The organism is Mesorhizobium sp. P160219 (genome assembly GCF_057786095.1).
Window position 1 is genome coordinate 3,332,217 of the sequence record NZ_JBYNWG010000001.1, and the last position, 24,045, is coordinate 3,356,261.

The following is a 24,045-nucleotide window of genomic DNA, read 5'->3' on the forward strand; positions in this document are numbered from 1 at the left end:
CTTCTCGTGCCGAAAAGGCGAAAATATCTGGCAAATCATCTTGATTTTGTAGAGTCTCACCTGTCGTCCTTTATTATCGATATTTCGCGGCGTGCACCGGCGCCAAGCAGCCATCGCCATAGCCGCGCCGGTAGCTGTTCGCGCCTGTCCAAGCCTTGCGGCCGTGCTGACAGGGCCGCATCCGCCAAAACCGTGTTCCGCCCGGCCCAAGCATGGCCGTCCCGGCTGAGATAAATCCACCGCCGTCGGATCGCGGCGAAACACATGCGAATCGTTCTTGCCACGCTGGCCCGGATTTCCTTCGGCGGCGCATCGGCCGGACGGGAGATGCGCCTGTTGTCCCTTGGAGCCATGATCCACGGCCGGCAGCCGCGCGGACCGGCTGCCAGACGTCAGAAAAGGAAGAACGATGAAGAAGACCTATGAAAAGCCACAGCTCGAAAAGCGCCAGAAGCTGTCGCGTGTGACCGCTGTCGCCGGCCCGTCAGTGACCAGTGAGAGCTGACGCCGTCGACCGACATCGAACCACCAGCGGACAAGGAGAGCAGTCATGGATCAGCATGCGAACCCGTCACCCGGCTTCAGGCGCAATCCGGGCAAGGTGATCACCGTCGAGCCCTTCAACGGGCGTGTCGTCGTGTTTGCAAACGGCACCATCATCGCTTCCTCGGCAAAAGCCAAAATGGTGACCGAGCCGCCCCATCCCTTCTCCTTCTACATCCCGTTCGAGGACATCGACTTCCGGAAGCTCAGGAAGACGGAGCGGTCGACGCTGTGCCCCTACAAGGGCGACTCCAGCTACTGGAACGTGCTGCCGGCGGGTGAAACCGGCAACGACGCGATGTGGGCCTATGAGCAGCCCTTCGACGAGATGGCCGAGATTCGCGCCCACGGCGCCTTCTATCCCGACCGGGTCACCATCGACGCCACGCCGCGCTGAGCTGAGCGCGTCATGCCTGTCGCCCAAAAGTGCCCAGCGTTTTTGGAGCCGACGATAGGCATGAACAGAGGAATTTTTCAGATCAGCCAAAGCTGTCCTCACCCGGGGGCGCAGCGGTTTTGCGGCAACGGCATGCCGAAACGAAGACAAAAGGTCATGGACGAAAAGCAGAGAGCCATTCTCGACGAAATCCCGCGCCTGCGCCGCTATGCGCGCTCGCTGCTGCGCGACCGCGATTCCGCCGACGATCTCGTCCAGGACTGCCTGGAGCGGGCGCTGCTGCGGCTGGACAACTGGCAGAAGGGAGAGAGCCCGCGAAAATGGCTGTTCACGATCATGCATCATCTGTTCATCGACCAGATGCGCAAGGTGAACCGGCGTGGCGAGGCGTCGATGCTGCCGCTGGAAGCGGGAGAGGCGCAAGCCTCTCCCGCCGACCAACTGGAGAACGTCGCCGCGCGCGAGATCATCGACGCGCTGCAGGCGATCAGCCCGGACCGCCGTGCCGCGCTGACCATGGTCGCCATCGAGGGCTTCTCCTATGCCGAGGCCGCCGAGATGCTCGGCGTGCCGGCCGGCACGCTGATGTCGCGCATTGCGCGCGGCCGTGAGGAACTGCGCGGCCTGCTCGAGGACAATGCGCGCCGCCGCGCGATAAGGATCGTCGAGCCAGGCCCGGCCAGGGCGGTTCCAATCAGGGCGCCAATGGCATGACGAGCCCCAATCGCATGATGACGCCTTACGGCATGGTCCGGCACGATTGCAGGCCTTGTCCGCACTGTGGGCGCGGCGCACCCGGTAACGGTTTCTTCTCTGCTTGCGTGCATAGTGGCGGCGACGGAGTGAGCGAAACCAGGGCATGGCTGAAGAGAAAATACGCAACGGCGAATTCTGGGCGCTTGCGCTCGAACGCGCTCATCTCGGCGTATGGGACTGGGATATTTTGAGCGGCGACTGTTTCTATTCGCCAACCTGGTCGCACATGCTGGGTTATGAGGATGGCGAGCTTGCCAACAGCGACGACCTCTGGCTGAAGCTGACGCATCCCGACGACCGCCAGCGGGCGCTGGCCAGCGGAGAGCGGCACATTTCCGGCCTGACCGCCTCGATCGAGACCGAGCTACGCCTCAAGCACAAGGACGGCCACTGGATCTGGGTGCTGGACCGCGGCGGCATTGTCGAGCGTGACGAGACGGGCAGGCCGGTCAGGCTGATGGGCGTGCAGACCGACATCAGCCGGCAGAAAGAGGCGGAAGCCGAACTGGAGCGGGTCAATGTGCGCTTTCGCCTGGCGCTGGCGGCCAGCGGCACCGGCATCTGGCATCACGATATCGACGCCAACAAGAGCTATTGGGACGCCCGCACCAGGGAGATATTCGGCCTGGTCGCCGACGCCGACGAGGTGGCTGCCGACCTTTGGCATTCCTATCTGCACCCCGACGACAAGGATGCCGCAGAGCGCGCCCATCTGGCGCCGCTTTCGACCGACGGCGTCGTCGCCGCGCAATACCGCATCGTCAGGCGCGACGGCGAAATCCGCCATGTCGAATCGCTGGTGCGCTTCATCGCGGCGCCCGAGACGGCGGGCCAGATTCTCGGCACCGTGCGCGACATCACCGAGGACAAGAAGCGCGAGCGGGAACTCGCCTACGCCGCTCACCACGATGCGCTGACGGGCCTCTTGAACCGTGCCGCCTTCGACCGGCTGCTGGCCGTGCACATCGCCACCGAGCGGGCTTTGCCGCTGGCGGTGTTTTACGTCGATCTCGACTACTTCAAGGCGCTCAACGACTTCGCCGGCCACGCCGCCGGCGACCTGGCGCTGAAGGGTGTGGCCGCCGGTATTCTGGGCTGCCTGCCGGCATCGGCGCGTGCCGCGCGCCTCGGTGGCGACGAGTTCGCGCTGCTGGTGCCCAATTGCCAATCGGCCAAGGCCGAGGCGCTGGCCGGCGCGATTCTTGCGGCGGTCCGTGACGCCGACCTCGGACTGCCGGCGACCTCGCGAAAACTCGCGGCCAGCATCGGCATCGCCTTCGTCGAGGACACCACCACCACAGTTGCCGATGCGTTGGCCTGCGCCGACGACGCCTGCTATGCCGCCAAGGCGGCCGGGCGCAATCGCTTCGCGGTGTTTTCGGCCGATGCGGCGTCGGGCTCCGGCGGCCTCAACGCGGCGCGTGTCGCCGCCGACACGGTCGACGCCATGGATGACGGGCGGCTGAAACTGTTCGGCCAGGAAATCCATCTGCTCGGCCAGCCCTGGCAGGAGAGCCGCCACGTCGAGGTGCTGGCGCGGCTTGCCGGGCGCAATGGCAAGCTGATCCCGCCCAACGAATTCATTCCGGTCGCCGAGCGCTTCGGCATTGCCTCGCGGCTGGACCGCTGGATCATCAGGACAGCGCTTTCGCAGCATGGCGCGGCGATGCGGTCAGGCGCCATCATGCTCGGCTTCAACCTGTCGGCGCAGACGCTGAGCGATCCGCTGCTATGGGATTTCGTCGACGCCGTCATCGCCGAGACCGGGGCGCCGCATTCCGGCATCGGCTTCGAGATCACCGAGACCGCGGCCGTCACCAATTTCGACGCCGCCGAGCAGTTCGTGCGCAAGGCGCGCGAGCGGCAATGCCGTGTCAGCCTCGACGATTTCGGCGCCGGCATGAGCTCGTTCGAATATTTGCGGCGCTTTCCGGTCGATCAGATCAAGATCGACGGCTCGTTCATCGAGAATATCGCGGAAAGCCGTTTCGACCGCGAGATCGTCTCGGCCATAGCGGGCATCGCCAAAAGTCTCGGCTGCGCGGTGGTGGCCGAAAAGATCGAGCAGCAGGAAGCGCTCGACATTCTGCGCGGCATGGGCGTGGCCTATGGCCAGGGTTTTCTGCTGCACCGGCCGGAGCCGCTCGAGGCGATCGTCGCGCGGGCCGGCGAACAGTCACCATCCAGCGGACAGTCACCGGAAAAGCGCTTCGGCTGACGGCTTCTCATCGCCCGAGCTGGCGCGACTTGTCCGGCTAACCGGCGTCGGCCTTCTCCTGCTTTCGCTGCGCCGCCTCCTTCTTGCGGCGCAACACCTCGTCGGTGCCGACAAGGTCCTTCGAGCCGCCGGAAATGGCGGTCGAGAGGACGGCGGGCGGATCGCTGGCCGGAAAACTGTCTTCGAGGCCTGATTGCAACTGCTCCTCGAGCGTCTGCGGGTTCTCGGAGCGGCCTTCGGCGCGGCGCTCGCCAACGGCTTCGACATCGCTCTTGGTGTCGGGGTGAGCGCGGGCTTCCGATATCGTCGACACCACCAGCTCGATGGCGAACTCTTTCATCGCCTCGGCTTGCGGCCCATCGACATCAGAGTCTTCGATCAGGCGGATGAGCGACTTTTCCAGGGCGCCCAGTTCCTTGACGCCCTGACACCGCGCCAGACGCTTGGTGAGCGAACCGATCAGCGCCGGGGCAAAGGTCGAATAGGCAAGCCTGCGTGTGTCGTCGACCTGCTCGGGATGAAGCTTTTGCAAGGACATAGATGCCTCCAGTCAATCAGCCGTGCAGCTTCTGCCGCTGGCCCCTCCTTAGGAAACAGAGGGGAGGGCAAGAGGTTCCATACAGTCCTCGACAGGGTCGACGAGTTCAACTCCACAGCGACGCCATGGTCAGCGACGCTTCGAATATCTGCTCCCTGTTCTCGTTCAGCATCTTGACGGTGATCCGCCGGTGGTCGCCCTCCGGTATCTCGTCGCGCGCCACATCGTGCAATATGCGCAGCGCTTCGGCTCCCGCACGCTCCCGGCTGGGAAAAAGCTGCCCCTCTTCATCAATCTGGGTCTCGGCGTTGTACAAGTCGAAGTAGAACCGTTCCATGTGTGCAAGGATCCCTGCGTGAGAACGCTAAGGCGCATCGCGGTTGAAGGACGCAGGCGACGCGCTTCAGGTCTGTGTTTTTATGCATGTCGTTGTCTCAAAATCGGGGCCATTTTTGAGCGACATGGATTAAATCCCAACCCGCACCCATGGTTCCATGCGACTGTGCCCTGAGCAGATTTCCTGCCAGGAGCCGTCGCCGTGCCGGCCGATTGCAACCGCACCCGATCTCCGGCGTTTGGCTAGGCCACGAATGTCCACGAAATCTCGAACTGGATCCTCGATGCTAGAACCGCTTTATCTCAACCTTGGCCAGCATGACGCTTTGTCCGAGCAGGAAAAGGGGCTGCTGGCCGCCGCCATGACCATCGAGATGGATTTTGCCACCGGTCAGGACATCGTTTCAGAGGGATCGAGGCCAGGCTACAGCACGCTCATCATCGAGGGTCTGGCGGCGCGCTACAAGGTGCTGGAGGATGGCGGCCGCCAGTTCACCTCGTTGCAGGTGCCAGGCGATTTTGTCGATTTGCACGCCTTCCTGCTCAAGACAATGGACCATGGCATTATAGCTTTGTCGCCATGCCGGGTGATCGCCGCCGACCACAGTCGGCTAAGGACGATCACCGAACAGGCGCCTCATCTCAGCCGCTTGCTTTGGCTGGACACGCTCGTCGATGGCGCCATCCATCGGGAATGGATCGTGGCCATGGGCCGGCGGTCCAAGACTTCGCATCTGGCGCATCTTGTGTGCGAGCTGTTCGTGCGGCTCCAGGTCGTCAAGCAGACCAACGGCATGAGTTTCCGGCTTCCCCTGTCGCAGGCGGAACTGGCCGATGTGCTTGGGCTTTCGGTCGTCCACATGAACCGGGTCATCGGCGCGCTGCGCAAGATCGGTGTGATCGGCTGGGCAAATTACATGGTGACCATTCTGGACTGGCAGCAGCTGGTGGAAATCGCCGAGTTCGACCCGACTTATCTCAGCATGAACCGCGAGCCGAGATAGGCTATCCGGCGTTCGCCATGACATCGCAGGCAATCCGTCAGCCGGTCTTTCAACGATGCCCATCCAGCGACGCCAATTCGTCGAGCATGGCAAGGGCGGCACTTGGCTTCGCCGGCTTCAGCAAGCCCTGTTGGGCGGCGGCATTCTGGAAAGCGGCAAAGGCGATGTCCGGGCGGCAAATGCCGTTCAACGCGTCATCCACCAGCCTGTCGGCCGCCTTGTAGGCCGCCGTCTGCTTGTTCTTCCATGTTCCGCCTAGCGCCCTCCTGGCGTCGGCGATCGACGACACCGTCATCGCGCTGCCGTCCACGAATCTGATCGTCAGGGGCAGAAAACGGCTCATGCGCTCACCATCCAAACCATTCGCGCCTCGCCCGGATCGATCTCATCACTTGCCTCCTTGAAAACGGGATCGCCATAAACGAGGAAATCACAAACTGGTTGCAGCCCGGCGAGCTACATGTTGCTTGCCGGCCAGATCGGCCGATGCGGACGATAAGGCGGCCGCGGCGCCGGCTTCAACGGGATGTCGGCGAGCGAGTTGCGGATCGGCCTGAACAGTATCGGCGAAGACGCGGCGCGGCGGTGCAATACCGCGGCTGACAATTTGGCAATCAGATTTCGAACGTCCATGGGACACCTCGAGCGCGTTGAGAGTCCCCCCATCGCGATCACCTACCACCTCACGCCCAGCATCCGCATTTAACTTTGATATAGGCCGGACGAATACGCGCCGCGCGCAATGTCTGCCGCCGAGATTCTGCCGATCCTCGGCGGCGGCTATTGAGGGCGGTGCCAGGCTGGCGGTCACGCATCCCAGCAGCGACGTCGCGGACGCTGCTGCAACCGGATGAATTTTCGTGCATTCTTGTGCATGGCCACAATGCTTCGAACCGACACGCCGGCAAAATGCTGCTCCTATTGCGGTTCGCGAGAGCATGACTACGAGGATTGTCCGAAGCGCGAAGCAGAGGCGGAGCGGCAGTGGGAAGGCCAGGCAAAGCCCGGCGCCGAATCCGAGGCGACGGCCGAAGCCTAGCTTGGCTCGAACAGCTCGATCACGTTGCCGGAGGGGTCTTCACAAAGAATTTGTCGCCCGCCCGGACCTTCGACGATCTGGTTGCGGAACCCCACGCCGGCCTCGCCCATCTTAGTCACGATTGACGGCAATTGCTCGACCTCGAGCACGAAGCGGTTCCATCCGCCCGGCTCGGGTGTCCGGCCGTCCGGCATCGGCCTGGCTGCCGACGCCAAGGGACCGGCGAGCCAGAGCGAGAGGTCGCCGCGAGTCAGGATGGCCATCGCCGGACCGAATTGCTGCTTCAGCGCGAAGCCCAGATGGCTCGTATAAAACGCGATGGACAGATCGACATCGCGGACCAGATATCGGACGGACACCATTCGCAGGCTCCCTCACAAAGGCCCCTCCCGAGAGATAGCTGGCGGGACAAGTCGGGGCAAGCCCGCGCGCACGCTTCGGGCGCCTACGGTGCGATTGCGTGGTCGGCCTGTCTCTCTCTCACGAAGGCCGTCAGCAGCTCCATTCCCGCCGGCCAGTCGCCCAGCCCGCTATTGCTGTTGATGTGACCAAGCGGCCCGGCGATGTGCAGTTCGCTGCCCCATTGTGTGGCTTTCTCACCGGCATAGCCGTTCGGATCATAGGGATCGTCGGTGCTGGCCACGATCAGCGAGGGGAAGCGAAGCGGCCCGCGCGGCGTATCGGCGAAGGGAATTCCGTAAGCGGGATAGACCGGCGAGGCCGGGTCGGGAACCGCAACCAGAAACGCCCCGCCGATCCGACGGCTCGACACCGCCTGCCAATGCGCGACCAGCAGGCAGCTGAGACTGTGGGCGACGAGCACCGGCGGGGTCTGTGCCTGTGACACCGCGACGTCCAGCGCCGCCACCCAGTCGTCGAAATCCGGCAGCTCCCAGCTTGCCGGGCTGAAGCGGCGCATCGCCGGGTCGGCCTGTTGCCAGCGTGTCTGCCAGTGGGCCTCGCCCGATCCGCCGCTGCCCGGCAGAATGATGAAGTCGGTCATGGAAAATCCTGTTTCTTCGCCGCAGATGATGTCCCAATCCTAGGGCTTCTCCTTGTTCGCGGAATGAGAGATCATCGGAAAGCGACGAAGAATTCCGATGGATTGAAGGTGTTCATGGCAAACGGCGATTACCGGCCACGGCTCGACCCCACCGACATGGCAATCATCGAGATCATGCAGGAGGATGGCCGCATCGGCATTTCCGAACTCGGCCGCCGCGTCGGCCTGTCCCAGCCCGCGACGTCGGAGCGGGTGAAGCGGCTGGAGGAGCGCGGCATCATCGCCGGCTACCGGGCCGCGATCGATCCCACCGCCCTCGGTCTCGGCACCATGGCCATGATCCGCCTGCGCACCACGCATGAGCACATCCAGACCTGCCTGAAGAAATTCGCGGCCATGCCGGAAGTGGTTGAGGTGCTGCGGGTGACCGGCGAGGATTGTTTTCTGGTCAAGGTCGTCGTCCCGTCGCCGCCCGACCTCGAAAGCATCGTCGACGCCATCGGCCGCTACGGCGCGGTGACGACCAATGTGGTGCTGCGCGCCGAGCCGCCGAAGCGGCTGGGGCGGGAGCTGATGGCGAAGCTCTGAGCGGCCACGCGCGGCAAGAGGATTGCAAGCGCCTCCTTTTGCGAGGTCCGGCTTTGCCGGGAAAGAATTTCGCGGGCTGGTGTAGGATCGGAGGCGTGGCGCCCGTCCTTGGGACGAACCCGTTGCAAACCTTTGGAGAACATCATGGAAGCCGTTCAATCGCCGTGGCAGACCGCGGCCATTCTCATCGCCCGCCTGACCCTGGCCGCCATGTTCGCGATGGGGGCAGCCTTCAAGTTCATGGATATGAACATGACCGCCGGCTACATCGCCGCCGCCGGCTTCCCGTTCCCGCTGTTTCTGGCCTGGTGCGCCGCGATCCTCGAAACGCTGCTGGTGATCGCCCTCCTGACCGGAGCATTCTTCACACCGGCCGCCCTGGTCGCCGCCGTCTACGTGGTCTTCCTCGGCTTTGCCTTCCACGGTCCGTCGCACTGGACCGGCAACCAGGCCGAGTTCGGCGCCTTCATGTCCCATTTCCCGTTCGCCGCCGGCCTGCTGTTCGCCGCCGTGCATGGACCGGGCAGCGTGCTGGCCTCGAAGCTCGGCCGAGGGTGAGGCCCCGCGTCGGCAGACCGCCTCACATCTGGTCGTTGTAGGGTTCCTTCATCTGGCCGACCATGCGGGCCAGTTTCGAGAAGGACGGCATGTCCGCCTCCGGCTGGCATTGATTGGCCAGTTCCAGCAGTCGGATCGGAAAGTTGACGGCGTCGCGGTTGGACTCCGACATGCCGTCGGACCGCTCCTCGCCGGTTTCGATGGCCTCGGCCTTGCGCAGCGCGATGTCGATATCCTCCACCGTGAGCAGGCCCTTGCGCACCAGCACCTGATTGATCGAGGCGACGGCCATCAGCAGGCCTTCGAGTTGCAGATTGGCGACGTTCATGGCTGTTGCTCCCATTTGGCTCACGCTCAACGCATGAGCCGCTGTTACGATCCGGACGGGGATGCAAGCGATAGGCGTCGGCCGACCTGCGCTACTCTTCCATCCAGCGGCGGCCATATTCGGCCCACAGCGCCTTGACATCCCGGCTGCCGAGGCGCGGGGCCGAGCCGTCGCCATAGGCGATCGAAACGCCGCTGATGTCGTAATGGGGATGGGCGTCGATGACGAAGCGGATCGCCTCGCCGAGCGGCCTTCTGCCGATGACCGGATCGGCCTGGCCTTGGCCGACGCTGCGAACGCCCGAAACAGTGGCTGGCGCTTGCCGCATCCTGAACACGGATGCCATGGCTGGTTTGTCCATCCCGCTCTCCCCCGAGTTGGAGTGGAATGATTCCATAAGAGCCAGCTAATGACCAGTCGCTAGACGGCCTGTCGAAGGCTGCGTCTTGTATCCTGCAGCCCGTTGAAGGACTGTTCAGGCCAGCGGATCCGCCGCCGGCGGCCTGGCGGGAAGGCCGAGTCTTGTCCGCTCGCCGTCGGCAAACTCCTCGGCCGCTTCCTGGGCCATGAATAGATGCTGGGTCACCGTGCCATTCTCGGCAACCAGCACCGCCCATTGGCGGCGGTCCACACGTTCCACGCGAACGTCATTGGGCTCTCCGGCCACCACGATCGTCCTCCAGCAGGCGTACGACACGGAGGGGGCGTGCCTTTACGCCTTGGTCTTGCTCTTGGCCGGCGCCTTGGCGGCCGGCGCCTCGGGTGTCCTGATGCCGAGCCCGAACTCCTTTGCCAGCTCCGATCGCTTGGCGGCGTAGCTGGGCGCCGTCATCGGATAGTCGCCGGGCAGGTCCCATTTGGCGCGATAGGCTTCCGGCGTCATGCCATGGGCGGAGCCGAGATGACGCCGCAGCGACCTGAACTTCTTGCCATCCTCCAGGCAGTAAATGAAATTGGGCGTCACCGAGCGCTTGCGGTTGACCGCGGGCTCAGGCGCAGGTTGCGGCGGAGCAACGGGATTGTCCACGGCCGCGAGCGCCGAATTGACGCTCTCGATCAACGCCGGCAGGCTATCCGGAGTCACTGAATTGTTGCGCACGAATGCCGCGACGATGTCGGCGGTCAGATTTATATTTCGGATTTTGTCCTCAGACATGGCTTCTTTTGCCCCCTTGATGCCAAAGGGCAAATTATCAGACAACATCCGCCGACGGCATGGCACTTTAGAACATATGCATATGACTTGACGCCGGATGTGGTAGCGCTAGCATCGCCGAGTCTCCGATCGATGTCGATGTAGGAATTATTTCCTGACATATCTTGACCGGTGAGGGCAGCTATGCTATGATTTTTTCATGGTGCTGATTTGCGCCAGCAACCCGCCGCCGAGGCGGGTTTTTGTTTCATGCCGGCTTGGAAACAATAACGGCCAGTGAGGCGAGTTTTCCCTCGCTCAGGCTGCTTATGTAGTTTTTTCGCCGATGCACGAACTCGGCGCCGAGCACGATCTCATTGGCCTGCTGCTGGGCGGGCGACGGAACCATGCTGGAATTTGCCCGTTTCAACGCCAGCTCGACGTGATCGCCGGTTTCGTCGATGACGTCGTCGACCTGGAATCCGGCTGAAGCAAACAGAGCCTTCAGGGTTTCGCGGTCGACGAGATGGCTGGCCACAGCCGACACCGCCCAAGGCAAGGGATAGTGAGGCTCGCCGTCCGCCAGCACCGCCTCGGTCCAGACAAGCCTGGCCTTCGGCTTCAGTACGCGCCACGCTTGCCCGATGACCGCCGCCTTGTCGGCGATATTCATGCCGACATAGAAGCAGATCGCCGCGTCGAATGTGTCGTCCGCAAAAGGCAGCCTTGTCGCATCGGCCTCATGGAAACGCACTTTGTCGCCGAGGCCGCAGAGCTCGGTCAATCGGCGGGATGCCTCGACGAACGCCTGCGTCAGGTCGACGCCGTCGACGCTGCACCCATAGGTCTCGGCAAGGAACCGGGCCGGGCCGCCAATGCCGCTGCCGATGTCCAGAACCCGATCGCCGGCGGAGGGCGCAAGACGCGCAGCATGGTCCTGCGTGGCGATCAGCTCGCGGCCATGAAGCTGATCGAACGGATAGAGTTGTTTGGCTGCGAGGCTGCCGGCCTTTGCGTCCGGCACAGCCGACAGGATGCGCTCGACAATGCCGCCGCTGCCATAGTGACTGGTCACATCGCTCATTGCGCTCTCCGACGAGACCCAGCATCCCATCGATGCGGCCCTCGCGCAATGCGCGCCGCCGCCAAGGACGAGGCTTTGACCGGAGTAGGAATTATTTCCTTTTTTGCATTGACGGGTGAGGGCAGCTTTGCTATGATTTGTCCATGGTGCTGATTTGCGCCACCGACCCGCCCACGAGGCGGGTTTTGTTTTCCTGATGCCCACAACGTGCGGATATCGGATGTCGGCGGGACAGCACCCCCCTCTGGCCTGCCGGCCATCTCCCCCTCAAAGGGGGAGATCGGACTGCCGCCTTGCTTTCGCCAATCGTCGGCGCTGCAAATTGGTCGCGACCCTGGAGCTGCCAATCTCCCCCCTTGAGGGGGAGATGTCCGGCAGGACAGAGGGGGGCGTGAAGGAACGCTATCCTCGGTTCATTCTGCCTTATCCGCGAGGCCTCCCTTGTCCAACCGCTATGCCACCATCATCACCGACGATGACGGCCGCGAGGTCGTCAGCGCCATTGGCGTGTTCGAGGGCGCTGCCCCGCAGGCGCGCATCGGCCGTATGGAGCCGGTCGTGCCGGGCGTGCTGATCGGCATGGTTCGCGGTGGTCCTGTCGATGCCATCGGCGGCTTCGGCTTTCCGCGCGGCGCGCACGACGCAAGGGCGATCGCCAGGGCAAGCCTGAAAGCCGCGTCTGCCGGAAAGCGCCACGCGCCGGCCGCTGATGCAGCCCGCAAGGCCGCCCCAAAACGGTCAGGGCCAAAATCGGCACGGCGCAAGTCCGGCAAGATCAAGTCCGGCAAGATCAAGGGGCCGGCGAAGCAGGCAGCGACTGCCGAGCCCGCCGGGATCTCGGATCATGGCTGACCGGACGGCGCCGCGTGCGCGCCCTGACCGCAAGGCGCCTGCCGCCGCCGCTGCCAAGCCGAAGCGGACGAAGAAGACGCTTGGCGATGATTTCCTCGACGCGGTGCGCGCCGACTTCCGCGCCCATGGAGCCGGCGTCATTGCCGCGGTCCGGGCCGACAAGCCCGACCAGTATCTGAAGATCGTGCAATCGGTGCTGCCCAAGGATCTGGCCAAGGATTTGCATGTTTCATCTGACAATCTGGAAGCCCTGAGCGATGACGAGATCCGCCGCCGCATCCGCGGCCTCGAAGCCGTCCTCGGGCCGTTTGGCGACCAGCCTGAAGGCGCGCCGCCACTATCTGGCGCTGCTGCAGGAGCTGGACCGCAGGCGCAGGACTAACCAGCTTGCCGCCTACCGGCCTTATCCCAGGCAGGCGCAGTTTCACGCCGCCGGCGCGCAGAACCGGGAACGTCTGTTCATGGCCGGCAACCAGCTCGGCAAGACCAGGGCCGGCGGCGCCGAATGGGCCATGCATCTCACCGGCCGCTACCCCGCGTGGTGGCAGGGCAAGACCTTCGACACCCCCGTCAGGCTATGGGCTGCCGGCGTGACGGGGGAGGGCACGCGCGACAACCCGCAGCGCGTGCTGGTCGGCCCGCCGCAGCAGCAGGCGGCATGGGGCACCGGCATGATCCCCGCCGATGCCATCCGCCAGACCACGATGGGCCGCGGCGCGCCGGGCGCGCTCGACAGCATCGTGGTGCGCTGGGGCGGCGGCGGCGACGTGCAGGCCGATGAATCGGTGCTGTCGTTCAAGAGCTATGAGAAGGGCCGCGAAAAGTGGCAGGGCGAAACCCTGCACGGCGTCTGGTTCGACGAGGAGCCGCCGCTCGATATCTATTCCGAAGGCCTGACCCGCACCAACGCGACGGGCGGCATCACCATGGTGACGTTTACGCCGCTGCTTGGCATGAGCGACGTGGTGCTGCGGTTCTTGACGGCGCAGGAGGTTCTCCCTTCCCCCCTTGTGGGGTGAGCAGCTGGTTCGCGAAGCGAATTCGTCGTGCCAGTGGCACGACGAAAGGCCGGCGAACGCCGGGACGCTGCGGAGCAGCGGGGACCCGGCAGGTTGGATCGGCCACCACCCGGCCCTTCGCAGGCTCAGGGCGTTCGAAGCTCGAAAAGCCAAGCAATTGGCTTTTCGTCCGCCACGCGGACCGCTTCTCACCCCACAAAGGGAGAAGGTAAGAACCGCCACGCCCGGCGCAAATATCGTGCGCGGACAACATCATACGACATTACTTTGAATCAGTTCGGCAGGCTCTACGCCCTGTCACGTCGCTATCTTGACCCCGAGATCAGCGGTGCCTCAGGCGATTGCCGGCAACGATGATTGCCATACGGCGTGGTGCGATATCTGGTTGTGCTCGATGCAATCGGTTGCCAGTTTGCTGATTTCAGGATCGGCGGACGCCTGCGCCCATTCGACGAACGCGTCAACAACGACCAACCTCGCCCGGCTGGCCAGCCCCAAGCCGTAACGGCGCACTACCGGCTCTGAATGGTCGAGCATAGCACGGATCATGCCTGATGCATCACCTCGCCATTGCCCGGAGATATCGGCGATCGCCGAAAACGGCGTTTGCGGCCTGAGCAACGCGGCGTGCTGACGCGCAAGCTTTAACTGCCAGTCTTTTGCAAAGCGCACAAATTTGACGGCTCCCATGCGTACACCATCGTGATAATCATCAAGGGCAAACAACGCCTGCGCGAGATGCTGACCATCGTTCCGCGTACTGCATCGCAAGATAGACTCCACGGCATCGAAGCGCGTGCGCGGGTTGCTGTCCCCAAGCAGCGCGGCCAGCTCACCCACCATCGAACTTATGTTCTGGTTTTGAAAGGTGGCAATAAACGCACCCGCCGCTCGCGTCTCAGCATTGGCAGATGTCAGCAGGAGACGAAGGCTTTCCAACGGCACCGTCTTGCCGAGCTCGCCGAGAAGGTCGTTGGCAAGCGCGCCATCGTCATCATGCGGGGACGACAGCAGCCGCTCCAGCATCTCCTGACCTGTCATGGCATTTGTCGATTTGCCGAGTGGCAGCAGGATCTTACCGCCTTCGCTGAAAAAAAGATGAGCAACCTCGCTGTCCTCGGCGGACAGGCGCATCGCCTCGAATAGATCTGTCATGGCAAAGAGTGGCTGTCCCACCCGCGTAGAGTACAGGCCGCGCAGAATGCACCAGCCCAGACGCATCGATGTCGCCGATGCACGGCAAGACCTACCGCATAAAGCGATAAAGGAAAAGATGAGAGCGAAGCTTTCCCGTTTCGGCGCGTTGCGGAATTGCGAACCGCGACTAGACTGGTGGCCAGGTTGTCGAGGAACCAAGTCCATGAACAGGCGGCAGGTATTGACAGGCGGTTTGTCTTCGCTTGTCGTGTCGCCGGCGGGTGGTGCTGAGGTATCAAAGCCCCAGGTGCCCAAATGGCGACCCTCGTTTTCACAACCCATCGATCGCATCGAGGAACGGTTCGGCTATTACTTCGACAGAGGCCGTGACTTTGCCATCCTTGAAACGGCACCTGCGTGCTGACGGAAGCCGGCCTGTCCGATGAGGCGGCAGCCATGGCCGCCATCCAGACGCTTGCCATGATTTACAACTATCACCCGGACATGAAGCCGTCTGACATGGATGATGGCAACGTGCTGGTCAGCTACAATCATCCAGCCTTCAATGTCGTGCTTTCCGACGTTGCGAATGCGCATTGGCAAGAGATCGAGGCCCGCCACCAGGATGGGCTGGCTACGGGCGAGGTGCTGATCACGCCGCTGGGGCAGAATGTGTTCGATGAGCTCGGCAAAAAGGCGCTGCTTGGCAGGTGCTACATGTTCATGGATGCGCAGGCGCCAAAGGTGATCCGCATCAAACCCAGTTGATAAGTCGAATCAGGGGTATTTGGTGCCGGCAAGTTGCCTGGCACGACCTTCGGCGGTTGACGATTTGCGCGTTAATGGGCCGCACAATATTTTCTCTCGACCGGTATACTGATATATATAGAGCATACAGGATTGATTGGGAGTGTCGGGGACGCAGACCTCGCGTTTGAACCCTGTTCCTGGATCGGTACGGGTTCTGCAGATTTTTTTACTAGTATCGTAAGGAACATTCGCCTGGCTGGTGCATGCCGTTGCACTGGCGGCAATGCCGACAACGATTGCAATCCGAATCATGTGTTCCCCCAAGTCTTGGGTCAGCTTCGCATTGATGAGCGCTGGTATCAATGGCCACACTCTATTGGAGCATGCTTGCATGACCCGTCACGTCACCTTCATGACCATAGACGACGTCGAACACTATTCGCCGGACGAGCGTGCCGCGATCATCGCCGCCTATCCCGAACATGAGCGCGAAGCGAGGGCCAAGGGCATTCCGGTGCTGGGCTCCGGCCGCATCTTTCCGATTGCCGAGGAGCTGATTGCCTGCGAGCCGTTCCGGCTGCCGCGCTACTGGCCGCGGATCGGCGCCCTCGATTTCGGCTGGGACCATCCGTCGGCCGCGGTCGAGCTGGCCTGGGATACGGAGGCCGATGTCGTCTATATCTCCAAGGCGGCGCGGGCCTCGCAGCAGACGCCGGCCATGCAGGTACTGGCCCTGAAGCCGTGGGGCGAGTGGCTGCCCTGGGCCTGGCCGCGCGACGGCCGCCGCGAGACGCTGGAAGGCGCGGGCACCGCGCTTGCCAGACAATACGCCGCGCACGGGCTGAACATGCTGTCGGGCCACGCCCGCTTCGCCGACGGCTCGGTCTCGGTCGAGGCGGGGCTGATGGAAATGCTCGACCGCATGCAATCCGGCCGCTTCAAGGTGTTTTCGACGCTGCTGCCCTGGTTCGAGGAATTCAGGCTTTTTCACCGAAAGGACGGCAAGGTGGTGAAACTGCGCGACGATTTGATGGCCGCGACGCGCTACCGCAAACTGACGCTCGCCTATGTCAGCGGCGCCGGCACTTTGCCGACGGTGGCCAACGGCATCTGGCTGATGTTCGACCGTACCGGCGACAGAGGCGCCGACGGGACGGGAGTAGGAGATTTTTTGGGGCCTGCGTCTTCGGCAACCGACAATATTGTCACTTTCGCGGGCACCACGGGCAAGGTGGGGAAGGATAGTGGGATCGCGGTGTCCAGCCTGGCGCCGAAGGCCAGCCCGACATTTACCGGGACGCCAACGGGGCCGACCGCAGCGCCTGGAACGAATACCACGCAATTGGCTACAACGGGGTTCGTCAAGGCTGGGTTTGATCTGAAACTTGATAGCCGACCTAACCTCGGTGTCGTCGCGCAGACGATCACCGATTGGAACAACGCCCTGGACAACGGCTGGTATATGGCCTCGGCGGCGGCTAATGCGCCAGACGGCGTAAATTGGTTCCTGGGGTTTGTGGAAGCGCACGGAAGCACTGGCTACCGGACGCAGACGGTGCATGATTTCGTCAACGACACTACGGCGGCAGACCAAAAGCTATGGCGGCGCAGGCAGGCTGGCGGTGCCTGGGGAGGATGGATCAAGCTGCAATGGTCGCAGGCCGAACAGGATGCACGCTATGTCCAGTCGTCCACGGCGTTGCTTCAGAAGTTTTATGAAAGCCCGCAACAGACCATCACATCCGGCGGGTCGCTGACGTTGGCTCATGGGCTGGGGGTGAAGCCGAAGCTCTATGCGGCCTTCATTCAATGTACTACGGTTAATTCGGGGTATTCGGTTGGTGACGAGATACCCATTAACCCATCTCTCAATACAACTGATGCGACCGCTCAAGCTATTAGCATCGTGCCAGATGCGACCAATTTGAATGTACGGATTGGTAATGCTGCTGGCGCACTTAAAGTCCTTAACAAGGCTGGAACAGGTTTTAACGACATAACGAACGCTAGCTGGAAACTCGTTGTGAGAGCGTGGGCCTAGCTTGCGAAATGTGAGCAACGGTCTAAACGTTGGAACATGCATATTACTATTGCAGTGCAAGGCAAAATTCCCTGTCGAGGCTATGGCGGCACCCAGCGGCAAATCGATTGGCTCGCCAGCGCACTCGCATCTCTCGGACATGAAATCACACTCATTGCCGGAGTGGGCTCCACCCATCCGCGTTGCGAGGTCCGGCAGGCCGCGTCAGTAGTGGAATGTCTGGGGGCGATCCCTATCAATACTGACATCGTGCATTTCAACGGCTGGTACGATGTAGAAAGCCCATATCGTGCGCTTTACACTCTGCACGGCTATGTTCCAAACGCCCCGAGGAAGGGGCAAAATTACAGCTTCGTCAGCGCCAGTCACGCGCATCATCATGATCGAGAAACGTTTGTTTACAACGGCTTCCCTGTGGATGCCTACCGGCTGGCAGATCGGAAAGGTGAGCGGCTGTTGTTTTTGGGCGGTATCGCGAGGGCCGGGAAGGGCCTCAACCGGGCCGTCGATCTGGCGAAGAAGTTTAACTTCGCTCTCGATATTGCGGGTGGCTCGAGGTGGAAGTTGCTCGGGCGCAGCCAAACCCGGAAAGAGTCTCTGTTCTTCAAGAGCTTATCGCGGCGCTACCGCTTCCACGGCACTGTTGATGGCGAGGAAAAGCTCCGATTGCTCGGCGAGGCGTACGCCTTCCTTAACCCGATCTCCTGGGCAGAGCCGTTCGGCATGGCGGCGGTCGAAGCAATGCTGTGCGGAACGCCTGTGCTGACCACTCGGTGCGGTGCGCTTGCCGAAACGGTCGATGCAGACAGCGGGCGTTTCTTCGAAACCGATGATGAGTTTGCTCACGGTCTCAATGAGATCAACAGCATTTCCGCGCGAGCATGCCGTGAATCGGCAGCCGAAAGATTTCCGATCCAGAAAACCGCAACGGCCTACCTGGAACTCTATAAGCGCATCCTTGACGGCGAAGTGCTTCCGTGAGCCCGCTTTAGCCGCTCCATCCAAAATTCCTATCCGGTGAGGAAGCGTTATAGCTGGCCAACCGACATGCCGTCGGCACAAACAGGATCAACAGGACACTCGTCTCCTTTGCGTGATCTGTGACTGGCTAAAATCTCCGAGCTAAATTCCACAATCTCCAGAGGTTACCCATGGACCGCAACTTCGCGCGGGCGCTTGCGCTCGTCCTCAAATCGGAAGGCGGCTGGTCCGACAATCCGGCCGATCCCGGTGGCGCTACCATGAAAGGCGTTACCATCGCCAATTTCCGCCGCTACGTGAAGGCGGATGCCAGCAAGGCCGATCTGCGAGAGATCAGCAACGCTCAGGTGGCGACGGTCTATCGCCGCTTCTATTGGGACGCGGTAGCCGGCGCCGAGCTTCCCGGCGGTGTCGACTATGCTGTCTTCGACTTCGCCGTGAACAGTGGGCCGGGCAGGGCGGCTAAATATCTGCAGGCGGCAGTTGGCACCGCACAGGACGGCAGGATCGGCCCGGCCACGCTCAAAGCTGTGGGCGCCAGGCCACCGGGCGCAGTCATCGACGATCTTTGCGATGCCCGCCTGGCATTCCTGCGGCGGCTGCCGACCTGGCCGGTTTTCGGCAAGGGTTGGAGCGATCGCATCAGGTCGGTCCGTTCCCAGGCGCTGTTGATGTCGGCACTACAGCCCGCTCCGGCACCTTTGCCGGGCTCCCCGACCCTGCCATCAGCGCTCTCGCCGAAGCCCGGCAGTGCGATGCCGCCGGTGTCTACCGGCGGGCGCGTCAGCCCCGTCGAACGCCTGCCGTTCTGGCGTGCGCTGCTTCAAATCCTGAAATCGATTTTCGCAAGGAGTTCGACATGATCGCCGTCTTCATCCGCATCGGCTTGCGTTACGGCGCCGGTGTTCTGGTCGCGCGTGGCCTGCTCGGCGCCGACGACGCGGCGGCATTTTCTTCCGACCCCGACATTCAAGCTGGTCTGGAGATCGCCGCCGGTCTCGCCATCGCCTCGGTCACCGAGACCTGGCACTGGTTGGCCCGCAAATCCGGCTGGGAGCACTGACATGGAAGGGTTTCAACAACTGCTCATCGCCTATCTCGAAGCCGCGAAACCCTCTGCTATCGGCTTTGCCGCCGGGCTTGTCGCCGGGTGGCTGCTGTGAGCGCGCTCCTCGCCGTCCTGCTTGGCAACAAAGCGCTGCTGGGCTTCCTGGCATCGGTCATCGCCGCCCTTTGCTGGGGCGCTCACCAGCGGCTGGCCGGCGCCAGGGCCGAGCGCGGCAAACTGGCGGCCGCTGAGGCCGCGGCGCGCGCGGTCGCTGAGCAGGTGCAGAACGACGTCGGCGCACTGCCGGCGGACGCTGTTCGAAAGGAGCTGAAATCATGGGCAAGGGACTGATGCTTGCGCTGCTTGTGGCGCTTGCCGGGTGCACGACTGCTTCGGGCGGCTTCTGCGCGATTTCGAGCCCGCTGCGCCTGTCGGCCGAAGCCGTCGACGTCCTGTCGGACGCCGAGGCGAGAGCGCTCCTGGCGCACAACCGCAAGGGACAAAAGCTCTGCGGATGGAGGCCTTAGCCGATGCACGACCTCTTCGACATGCTCGGCATCAAGGGGCCGGTCGTCGCCGCCGGGCTAGCCGGCGGCGTGCTGCGAGCACTGTCGCGCCATCGCTACAAGCTGCGCGAGATGATTGCCTCGCCGATCTGCGGGGCGCTGGCGGCTGCGTATCTGACGCTGCCTGCCGTCGCCTGGGTCAGGGCAACCGGCATGCCTATCCGCGATCCGGCCGACGATACCACGACGCTCGCCGCCGCCTTTTTGATCGGCGTCTCGGCCATGTGGATTTCCGACATCGTCTTCGAGGTCATCGTGCGGCGGTTCGGCTCGGCCGGCAACGAGTGATGCACTTGAGATGCTGGAAGAAGCCAGCGACAATGCCTACCTAAGGAGCAATCCAATGGAGGTATGATATGGCGACGTCCACCGAACGTGCAGTCCTTGCCGGCGGCTGTTTCTGGGGCATGCAGGATTTGATCCGGCGCTATCCCGGCGTGATCTCTACCCGCGTCGGCTATAGCGGTGGCGATGTGCCCAACGCCACGTATCGCAACCACGGCAGCCATGCCGAAGCCATCGAGATCGTTTTCGATCCGGCCAGGATCAGCTTTCGCACATTGCTCGAATCCTTTTTCCAGATCCACGATCCGACCACCAGGAACCGCCAGGGCAACGATATCGGAATGAGCTATCGCTCGGCGATCTTCTACACCAGCGACGAGCAGAAGCGCGTCGCCGAAGACACCATCGCCGATGTCGATGCCTCTGGACTGTGGCCGGGCAAGGTCGTCACCGAGCTTGCGCCGGTGGGCGATTTCTGGGAGGCGGAGCCAGAGCATCAGGACTATCTCGAGAAATACCCCAACGGCTATACCTGCCACTTTGTCAGGCCGGGCTGGAAGCTTCCGGTCCGCGAAAAGGCTGTTTCGTAACGCAGCCGCTATCGTCTGCTTATCTGGCGGTCGAACTATTCTTCCGCGCGATCGGTATGCCGGCCGCCTCGTACAGGTGGCCGTGCTCGGGCTGCCCATAGACGAACGCGCCGTGGACGGGTTTGTCGTCGACCTCAGAGTCTGAGAACGCGACGGCCTCGATCTTCTTTGTTCCGGTCAGGCTCTGGTTTCGAAGATAGGCGAAGGTTCGCACCGCTTCTCCAACAATTCGATCGAGAAACGGCTTTGGCCGCCTCCCGGGCCGTCGCACGAGGCTTGCGCTCTCGTCCCGAAACAAAATGGTGCTGTGCGCAAAGCGCCGGCATGATCTGATAGATTCGGTTGAGCGAGCAGGTCATGAATCCTGGGTGAAAAAGAACGAAGTCGACCTCTCCTCTCAGATGCATGGTCCTGCGCAGCAATCTTTGCGCTGCCGATCTGGAGAGGACATAGCCTGCGGCGCCCGCGTGCAGCCCATAAAGTCTGGCAAGCGAAAACCCATCATCGAGAGCGACTTCCTTGCGTCCGACCCTCACTTTGGCAAAATGCGTTTCCAGCTTGATCACATCGGCATCGCGTGGCACCCATCGATCGGAAGCAAGCAGCGAGCCGGCGCCAGCGCCGAAAACGACGTCGTCCTCGAAAACCGCGCCATATTGATCCGCGCCGTTCGCAACGATCTCCCAACACGAGCGGTGGCTCAGGAAACAGCAAACCTCAGCAGCGCTCAGCGGGCTTTTGGCGACAGAGCAGCAATCGGGGCAATCAATGGCGGAGACACGCTCAAATGGTACTCCGATCCGGCCGAACTCGGACGCGACATGCGCCAGCCGATCGCGAGAACGATCAAGATTGATCACCAGACACCTCATCAGCGCCCCCTTTGTCCGGTGATCAGTGAATATCACGTTCCCGTTATTGCACAAAATTTGCTTACGTGCGGGGCAGTGGGTAGCGGCGTACGTGCCGCCGGTTGATTTTGGAGGTTGGGTGGACATTGACTGCATCCCCGGCGAGGCGCGAGGCTTAACCGTGCGCGGATAGACGAGTCGAGTCGCCCTAGAAGCCGAAGAATTGCCGGCCGATCATGTATCCAAGCGCGACGACCACAAGGGGAAACAGGGCGGGCGCCAGCCGACCAAGAGCGGAGGTCTTTGGCTGTTGCCTGGAGATGGTCGTGGGCGCATTGCCGAGATTCTTGGTCATCCAGAATAGTAGCAAGCGCTGATTAACGATTCCGTAACCCGGTCGAGGCCGCCGCGGCTTTTTGCGTTTCTGGCGCGACCTTGACAATGCCCAGCCCGTGACGCAACTGGGCCGTCTTGAGAGCATTGTGAGGCAAGGTCAATGCGGCCGATTCAGCGTCATGTCGATTTGGTTTGCACCGGCGCTAGGTCGTCGGCCGGCACCGGCCGCCCACAGGACGAAGTCCTGCACGCCTCGATCGATCCCGAAATGCCTCCCGTCCATTTTCGCGCGACCCCTACACTCCGCATCGTTGACGGCGAAGCGCTTCCTTGACGACCGGCGATCCAATCCTCTTCGTCGGCTTCCCCGCGGTCGGCGACTTCGTCCGTTGCCATTCCGCCATCCAGATCATCGCTGCGCGATTTCCTGATCGCCCCATAGATGTCGTCACCTCGCCTGTCGCAGCGCCGCTGGCGCGCCTGATGCCGCATGTCAGGAAGGGCTGGACGCTTGCCAAGCGTCATCAGCGCCCCGGTTTTGGCGAGCGCAGCCGCCTGGTTGGCGAGTTGCGCAAGGAAAATTACCGTACGGCCTATCTGATGACCAGCAGCACCAAGGCGGCGCTGATGGCGTTCATGGCCGGAATAGAGGAGCGCATCGGCTATCCGCAGGAGTTGCAATTCGGCCTCCTCAATCGCTTCCCCGCCGGCTGGTTGGCGCATCTATGGGCCTTCGGACCCCGCAAGACGCGGCTCTTCGAGGAGGTTTGCTCGATTGCCTCGCTTGGCGAAAAGCCGGCTGCGGGCGCAGAGTGGCCGGCGCCCCGGCTTGTGGTCGATCCGGCCGAGTTGGACGATTGGCGCCAGCACAAGAAGATCGATGCCGGCCGACCGGCCCTGGCGCTCTATACTGCCGACATTGAGAATTTCCGCTCGTGGCCCGTCGAGCGCTTCATTTCGATCGCCAGAGACCATCATGATCGCGGCTGGGCAATCTGGATTGTAGGCGGACCGCGCGAGCACGCCGGTGCCGCAAAAATCCGCGCCGCCATTCCTGAGGCAATCGACTTCACCTCGACCCCGTCGATTGCTGACGCGATGTGCCAAATCGCTGCGTCGACCATGTTCCTCGGGGTTGATGGCGGGATTTCCCACGCCGCCGCTGCCCTGAACGTCCCATGCGCGCTCATCTACGGGCTGAATCGCCCCTATGTGCATGGGCCCGTAAACAACCATGTTCGCTTTATCGAACCGCCGCTTTCGACGCCCAGCTGGGTCAAGGACACGCGGGGCATCAGCGAAACTCGGGTGAGGGAGGCTCTGGCTGACATCTCAGCCGGTATCGCCAACTGACCAATGGTCTCCCCGGCCCCAGGCGTCTGGTTAAAAACGCCCCGTGGGGGCAACCATCGCCGCGTTTCGGTTACCCCATGGCCCTGCGGCTTTCGGGCTCGTGATTGCCGACCCAATGTGCACGGATGCGGTCGCTGGCTTCAAGGTAGGCCATGTCGATGAGATAAGTCAGAAGCTTCTCGCCGTCGGCTTCGGCTTTCTGCCTAAGCTCCCGCAGTATCCCTTGCGCGAACTGCAGGTTCTCCATTTTGCTCGGCTGGTCCATCGGTGCCCCCCAACGTCTGCGTATGAACTTTGCGCTGGCTATGCTTGCATGAAGATTGCCGTGAAGTGGATATTGCACGTGCGGACCGCAATCCTGCGAAGGCGCTGGCTGCATGAAAGCCGCCCCATCCGGCTTCAAGATTCGCTACACTATTTGACGGAAAGAAAATAAACAAAGCGTTCTTTTGTACAAGACAGGAAGATTCCTTCAGTTCACACCATGAGATACTTGGACAGCATAGTTGACGTAACGATATTGCGTGGCCTTAGGCTCTCGTTTCGAAACAAAACGTAGCATCGTTGCAACCACAAGACGAATTCCAGCTGACCGGGGCCGCTCCGTAGTCAATCGCCGGTTACAAACGGCACCGGGTCTCAGCCCAGGGCTTTGGCCAACCCATCGTTCCACGGCAGCGCAGGCCGGATGATCTACCGCCCGCCTTGG

35 protein-coding genes are annotated in these 24,045 nt (G+C 62.4%); 20 read left to right on the plus strand and 15 right to left on the minus strand.

All coding sequences use genetic code 11. The features are described from left to right. Positions 1-550: 550 nt before the first annotated feature. From AC3EMP_RS16095 to AC3EMP_RS16105, 3 genes are all read left to right on the plus strand, one after another. Entirely contained in the window at positions 551-940 is a 390-nt protein-coding gene (locus tag AC3EMP_RS16095; protein ID WP_023685939.1) for a DUF427 domain-containing protein, read from the plus strand. Positions 941-1,096: 156 nt separating this feature from the next. After that, positions 1,097-1,654 (plus strand): RNA polymerase sigma factor, encoded by a 558-nt coding sequence (locus AC3EMP_RS16100; protein WP_023685940.1) that lies wholly within the window; start codon positions 1,097-1,099, stop codon positions 1,652-1,654. A gap of 145 nt (positions 1,655-1,799) precedes the next feature. Further along, positions 1,800-3,914 carry an EAL domain-containing protein gene (locus AC3EMP_RS16105; protein ID WP_352710102.1) on the plus strand — a complete coding sequence of 705 codons (2,115 nt, stop codon included), beginning with the start codon at positions 1,800-1,802 and terminating at the stop codon, positions 3,912-3,914. A gap of 37 nt (positions 3,915-3,951) precedes the next feature. On the opposite strand, the gene AC3EMP_RS16110 is transcribed toward AC3EMP_RS16105, so the two are convergent. Both AC3EMP_RS16110 and AC3EMP_RS16115 read right to left on the minus strand, forming a co-directional pair. Next, positions 3,952-4,452, minus strand: coding sequence for a hypothetical protein (locus AC3EMP_RS16110; RefSeq protein ID WP_023671434.1), 501 nt, complete (start codon positions 4,450-4,452; stop codon positions 3,952-3,954). Between the two features lie 106 nt (positions 4,453-4,558). Beyond that, complete coding sequence (locus tag AC3EMP_RS16115; RefSeq protein ID WP_023671435.1) at positions 4,559-4,789, minus strand: DUF6894 family protein; 231 nt, start codon at positions 4,787-4,789, stop codon at positions 4,559-4,561. Positions 4,790-5,072: 283 nt separating this feature from the next. Between AC3EMP_RS16115 and AC3EMP_RS16120 the strand changes: the two genes are divergently transcribed. Further along, complete coding sequence (locus AC3EMP_RS16120; RefSeq protein WP_023671436.1) at positions 5,073-5,792, plus strand: Crp/Fnr family transcriptional regulator; 720 nt, start codon at positions 5,073-5,075, stop codon at positions 5,790-5,792. Positions 5,793-5,841: 49 nt separating this feature from the next. Here the strand turns inward: AC3EMP_RS16120 and AC3EMP_RS16125 are convergent, their stop codons facing one another. Both AC3EMP_RS16125 and AC3EMP_RS16130 read right to left on the minus strand, forming a co-directional pair. Beyond that, entirely contained in the window at positions 5,842-6,135 is a 294-nt protein-coding gene (locus AC3EMP_RS16125; protein ID WP_023685943.1) for a DUF982 domain-containing protein, read from the minus strand. Positions 6,136-6,248: 113 nt separating this feature from the next. Continuing rightward, positions 6,249-6,425 carry a hypothetical protein gene (locus tag AC3EMP_RS16130; protein WP_023671438.1) on the minus strand — a complete coding sequence of 59 codons (177 nt, stop codon included), beginning with the start codon at positions 6,423-6,425 and terminating at the stop codon, positions 6,249-6,251. A 241-nt stretch (positions 6,426-6,666) separates the two neighbouring features. Here AC3EMP_RS16130 and AC3EMP_RS16135 point away from each other — a divergent pair, with 241 nt between their 5' ends. After that, entirely contained in the window at positions 6,667-6,831 is a 165-nt protein-coding gene (locus AC3EMP_RS16135) for a hypothetical protein (protein ID WP_352710103.1), read from the plus strand. Here AC3EMP_RS16135 and AC3EMP_RS16140 read toward each other — a convergent pair. Then, complete coding sequence (locus AC3EMP_RS16140; RefSeq protein WP_023753167.1) at positions 6,828-7,193, minus strand: VOC family protein; 366 nt, start codon at positions 7,191-7,193, stop codon at positions 6,828-6,830. The genes AC3EMP_RS16135 and AC3EMP_RS16140 overlap by 4 nt on opposite strands. An 83-nt stretch (positions 7,194-7,276) precedes the next feature. After that, positions 7,277-7,834, minus strand: a complete 558-nt coding sequence (locus AC3EMP_RS16145) for an RBBP9/YdeN family alpha/beta hydrolase (RefSeq protein WP_023671441.1) — start codon at positions 7,832-7,834, stop codon at positions 7,277-7,279. Between the two features lie 114 nt (positions 7,835-7,948). On the opposite strand from AC3EMP_RS16145, the gene AC3EMP_RS16150 reads away from it, so the two are divergent. Together AC3EMP_RS16150 and AC3EMP_RS16155 are read left to right on the plus strand one after the other, a co-directional pair. Next, positions 7,949-8,422: an Lrp/AsnC family transcriptional regulator gene (locus tag AC3EMP_RS16150; protein ID WP_023693744.1), complete on the plus strand. Its 474-nt coding sequence runs from the start codon at positions 7,949-7,951 to the stop codon at positions 8,420-8,422. A gap of 144 nt (positions 8,423-8,566) precedes the next feature. Next, entirely contained in the window at positions 8,567-8,980 is a 414-nt protein-coding gene (locus AC3EMP_RS16155; protein ID WP_023685949.1) for a DoxX family protein, read from the plus strand. 22 nt (positions 8,981-9,002) lie between these two features. Here AC3EMP_RS16155 and AC3EMP_RS16160 read toward each other — a convergent pair whose 3' ends face one another. The 5 genes from AC3EMP_RS16160 to AC3EMP_RS16180 all read right to left on the minus strand — a co-directional run bounded on the left by AC3EMP_RS16160 (position 9,003) and on the right by AC3EMP_RS16180 (position 11,527). Continuing rightward, a complete protein-coding gene (locus tag AC3EMP_RS16160; protein WP_023671444.1) occupies positions 9,003-9,308 on the minus strand; it encodes a hypothetical protein in 306 nt (101 codons plus the stop codon). A 91-nt stretch (positions 9,309-9,399) separates the two neighbouring features. Then, complete coding sequence (locus AC3EMP_RS16165; protein WP_352710106.1) at positions 9,400-9,669, minus strand: hypothetical protein; 270 nt, start codon at positions 9,667-9,669, stop codon at positions 9,400-9,402. A 114-nt stretch (positions 9,670-9,783) separates the two neighbouring features. Beyond that, positions 9,784-9,948 carry a hypothetical protein gene (locus AC3EMP_RS16170; protein WP_023685951.1) on the minus strand — a complete coding sequence of 55 codons (165 nt, stop codon included), beginning with the start codon at positions 9,946-9,948 and terminating at the stop codon, positions 9,784-9,786. Between the two features lie 72 nt (positions 9,949-10,020). After that, positions 10,021-10,464: a Ros/MucR family transcriptional regulator gene (locus AC3EMP_RS16175; RefSeq protein ID WP_352710107.1), complete on the minus strand. Its 444-nt coding sequence runs from the start codon at positions 10,462-10,464 to the stop codon at positions 10,021-10,023. Between the two features lie 247 nt (positions 10,465-10,711). Then, positions 10,712-11,527 (minus strand): class I SAM-dependent methyltransferase, encoded by an 816-nt coding sequence (locus AC3EMP_RS16180; RefSeq protein WP_352710109.1) that lies wholly within the window; start codon positions 11,525-11,527, stop codon positions 10,712-10,714. Between the two features lie 441 nt (positions 11,528-11,968). On the opposite strand from AC3EMP_RS16180, the gene AC3EMP_RS16185 reads away from it, so the two are divergent. From AC3EMP_RS16185 to AC3EMP_RS16195, 3 genes are read left to right on the plus strand one after another with little or no spacing between them, the layout of a single operon-like run. Beyond that, positions 11,969-12,379 carry a hypothetical protein gene (locus tag AC3EMP_RS16185; RefSeq protein WP_023832798.1) on the plus strand — a complete coding sequence of 137 codons (411 nt, stop codon included), beginning with the start codon at positions 11,969-11,971 and terminating at the stop codon, positions 12,377-12,379. Continuing rightward, a complete protein-coding gene (locus AC3EMP_RS16190) occupies positions 12,372-12,761 on the plus strand; it encodes a hypothetical protein (RefSeq protein ID WP_023693740.1) in 390 nt (129 codons plus the stop codon). The genes AC3EMP_RS16185 and AC3EMP_RS16190 overlap by 8 nt, the downstream gene beginning before the upstream one ends. Next, positions 12,688-13,398: a terminase large subunit domain-containing protein gene (locus AC3EMP_RS16195; RefSeq protein ID WP_352710214.1), complete on the plus strand. Its 711-nt coding sequence runs from the start codon at positions 12,688-12,690 to the stop codon at positions 13,396-13,398. Before AC3EMP_RS16190 ends, AC3EMP_RS16195 begins: the two co-directional genes overlap by 74 nt. 333 nt (positions 13,399-13,731) lie before the next feature. Here AC3EMP_RS16195 and AC3EMP_RS16200 read toward each other — a convergent pair whose 3' ends face one another. After that, positions 13,732-14,877: a HEAT repeat domain-containing protein gene (locus tag AC3EMP_RS16200; RefSeq protein WP_155922510.1), complete on the minus strand. Its 1,146-nt coding sequence runs from the start codon at positions 14,875-14,877 to the stop codon at positions 13,732-13,734. Positions 14,878-14,991: 114 nt separating this feature from the next. On the opposite strand from AC3EMP_RS16200, the gene AC3EMP_RS16205 reads away from it, so the two are divergent. From AC3EMP_RS16205 to msrA, 9 genes are all read left to right on the plus strand, one after another. Beyond that, positions 14,992-15,303 carry a hypothetical protein gene (locus AC3EMP_RS16205; protein ID WP_155922511.1) on the plus strand — a complete coding sequence of 104 codons (312 nt, stop codon included), beginning with the start codon at positions 14,992-14,994 and terminating at the stop codon, positions 15,301-15,303. Between the two features lie 373 nt (positions 15,304-15,676). Then, positions 15,677-17,326, plus strand: a complete 1,650-nt coding sequence (locus AC3EMP_RS16210; RefSeq protein WP_352595750.1) for a terminase large subunit domain-containing protein — start codon at positions 15,677-15,679, stop codon at positions 17,324-17,326. 36 nt (positions 17,327-17,362) lie between these two features. Then, positions 17,363-18,307 (plus strand): glycosyltransferase, encoded by a 945-nt coding sequence (locus AC3EMP_RS16215; RefSeq protein ID WP_023814807.1) that lies wholly within the window; start codon positions 17,363-17,365, stop codon positions 18,305-18,307. Positions 18,308-18,477: 170 nt separating this feature from the next. Continuing rightward, positions 18,478-19,170 carry a glycoside hydrolase family 108 protein gene (locus AC3EMP_RS16220; protein WP_023814806.1) on the plus strand — a complete coding sequence of 231 codons (693 nt, stop codon included), beginning with the start codon at positions 18,478-18,480 and terminating at the stop codon, positions 19,168-19,170. Beyond that, the gene (locus AC3EMP_RS16225) at positions 19,167-19,370 is read left to right on the plus strand and encodes a Pam3-gp28 family putative phage holin (RefSeq protein ID WP_023689878.1); all 204 of its coding nucleotides are present in this window, start codon (positions 19,167-19,169) and stop codon (positions 19,368-19,370) included. The genes AC3EMP_RS16220 and AC3EMP_RS16225 overlap by 4 nt, the downstream gene beginning before the upstream one ends. 96 nt (positions 19,371-19,466) lie before the next feature. Beyond that, complete coding sequence (locus AC3EMP_RS16230; protein ID WP_023684348.1) at positions 19,467-19,706, plus strand: hypothetical protein; 240 nt, start codon at positions 19,467-19,469, stop codon at positions 19,704-19,706. Beyond that, positions 19,691-19,882 (plus strand): hypothetical protein, encoded by a 192-nt coding sequence (locus AC3EMP_RS16235; protein ID WP_023671459.1) that lies wholly within the window; start codon positions 19,691-19,693, stop codon positions 19,880-19,882. Before AC3EMP_RS16230 ends, AC3EMP_RS16235 begins: the two co-directional genes overlap by 16 nt. Positions 19,883-19,885: 3 nt before the next feature. Beyond that, positions 19,886-20,209 carry a hypothetical protein gene (locus AC3EMP_RS16240; RefSeq protein WP_352595748.1) on the plus strand — a complete coding sequence of 108 codons (324 nt, stop codon included), beginning with the start codon at positions 19,886-19,888 and terminating at the stop codon, positions 20,207-20,209. 68 nt (positions 20,210-20,277) lie between these two features. Beyond that, entirely contained in the window at positions 20,278-20,796 is a 519-nt protein-coding gene (gene msrA / locus AC3EMP_RS16245; protein ID WP_352595745.1) for a peptide-methionine (S)-S-oxide reductase MsrA, read from the plus strand. A 19-nt stretch (positions 20,797-20,815) separates the two neighbouring features. Here the strand turns inward: msrA and AC3EMP_RS16250 are convergent, their stop codons facing one another. Both AC3EMP_RS16250 and AC3EMP_RS16255 read right to left on the minus strand, forming a co-directional pair. Then, positions 20,816-21,010: a hypothetical protein gene (locus AC3EMP_RS16250; RefSeq protein WP_023814802.1), complete on the minus strand. Its 195-nt coding sequence runs from the start codon at positions 21,008-21,010 to the stop codon at positions 20,816-20,818. After that, positions 20,931-21,803 (minus strand): glycosyltransferase family 25 protein, encoded by an 873-nt coding sequence (locus tag AC3EMP_RS16255; RefSeq protein WP_081727289.1) that lies wholly within the window; start codon positions 21,801-21,803, stop codon positions 20,931-20,933. The genes AC3EMP_RS16250 and AC3EMP_RS16255 overlap by 80 nt, the downstream gene beginning before the upstream one ends. 510 nt (positions 21,804-22,313) lie before the next feature. Here AC3EMP_RS16255 and waaF point away from each other — a divergent pair. Further along, positions 22,314-23,336, plus strand: coding sequence for a lipopolysaccharide heptosyltransferase II (gene waaF / locus AC3EMP_RS16260; RefSeq protein WP_023814800.1), 1,023 nt, complete (start codon positions 22,314-22,316; stop codon positions 23,334-23,336). Positions 23,337-23,406: 70 nt separating this feature from the next. Here waaF and AC3EMP_RS16265 read toward each other — a convergent pair whose 3' ends face one another. Then, positions 23,407-23,601, minus strand: coding sequence for a hypothetical protein (locus tag AC3EMP_RS16265; RefSeq protein WP_023684343.1), 195 nt, complete (start codon positions 23,599-23,601; stop codon positions 23,407-23,409). Positions 23,602-24,045: the final 444 nt, after the last annotated feature.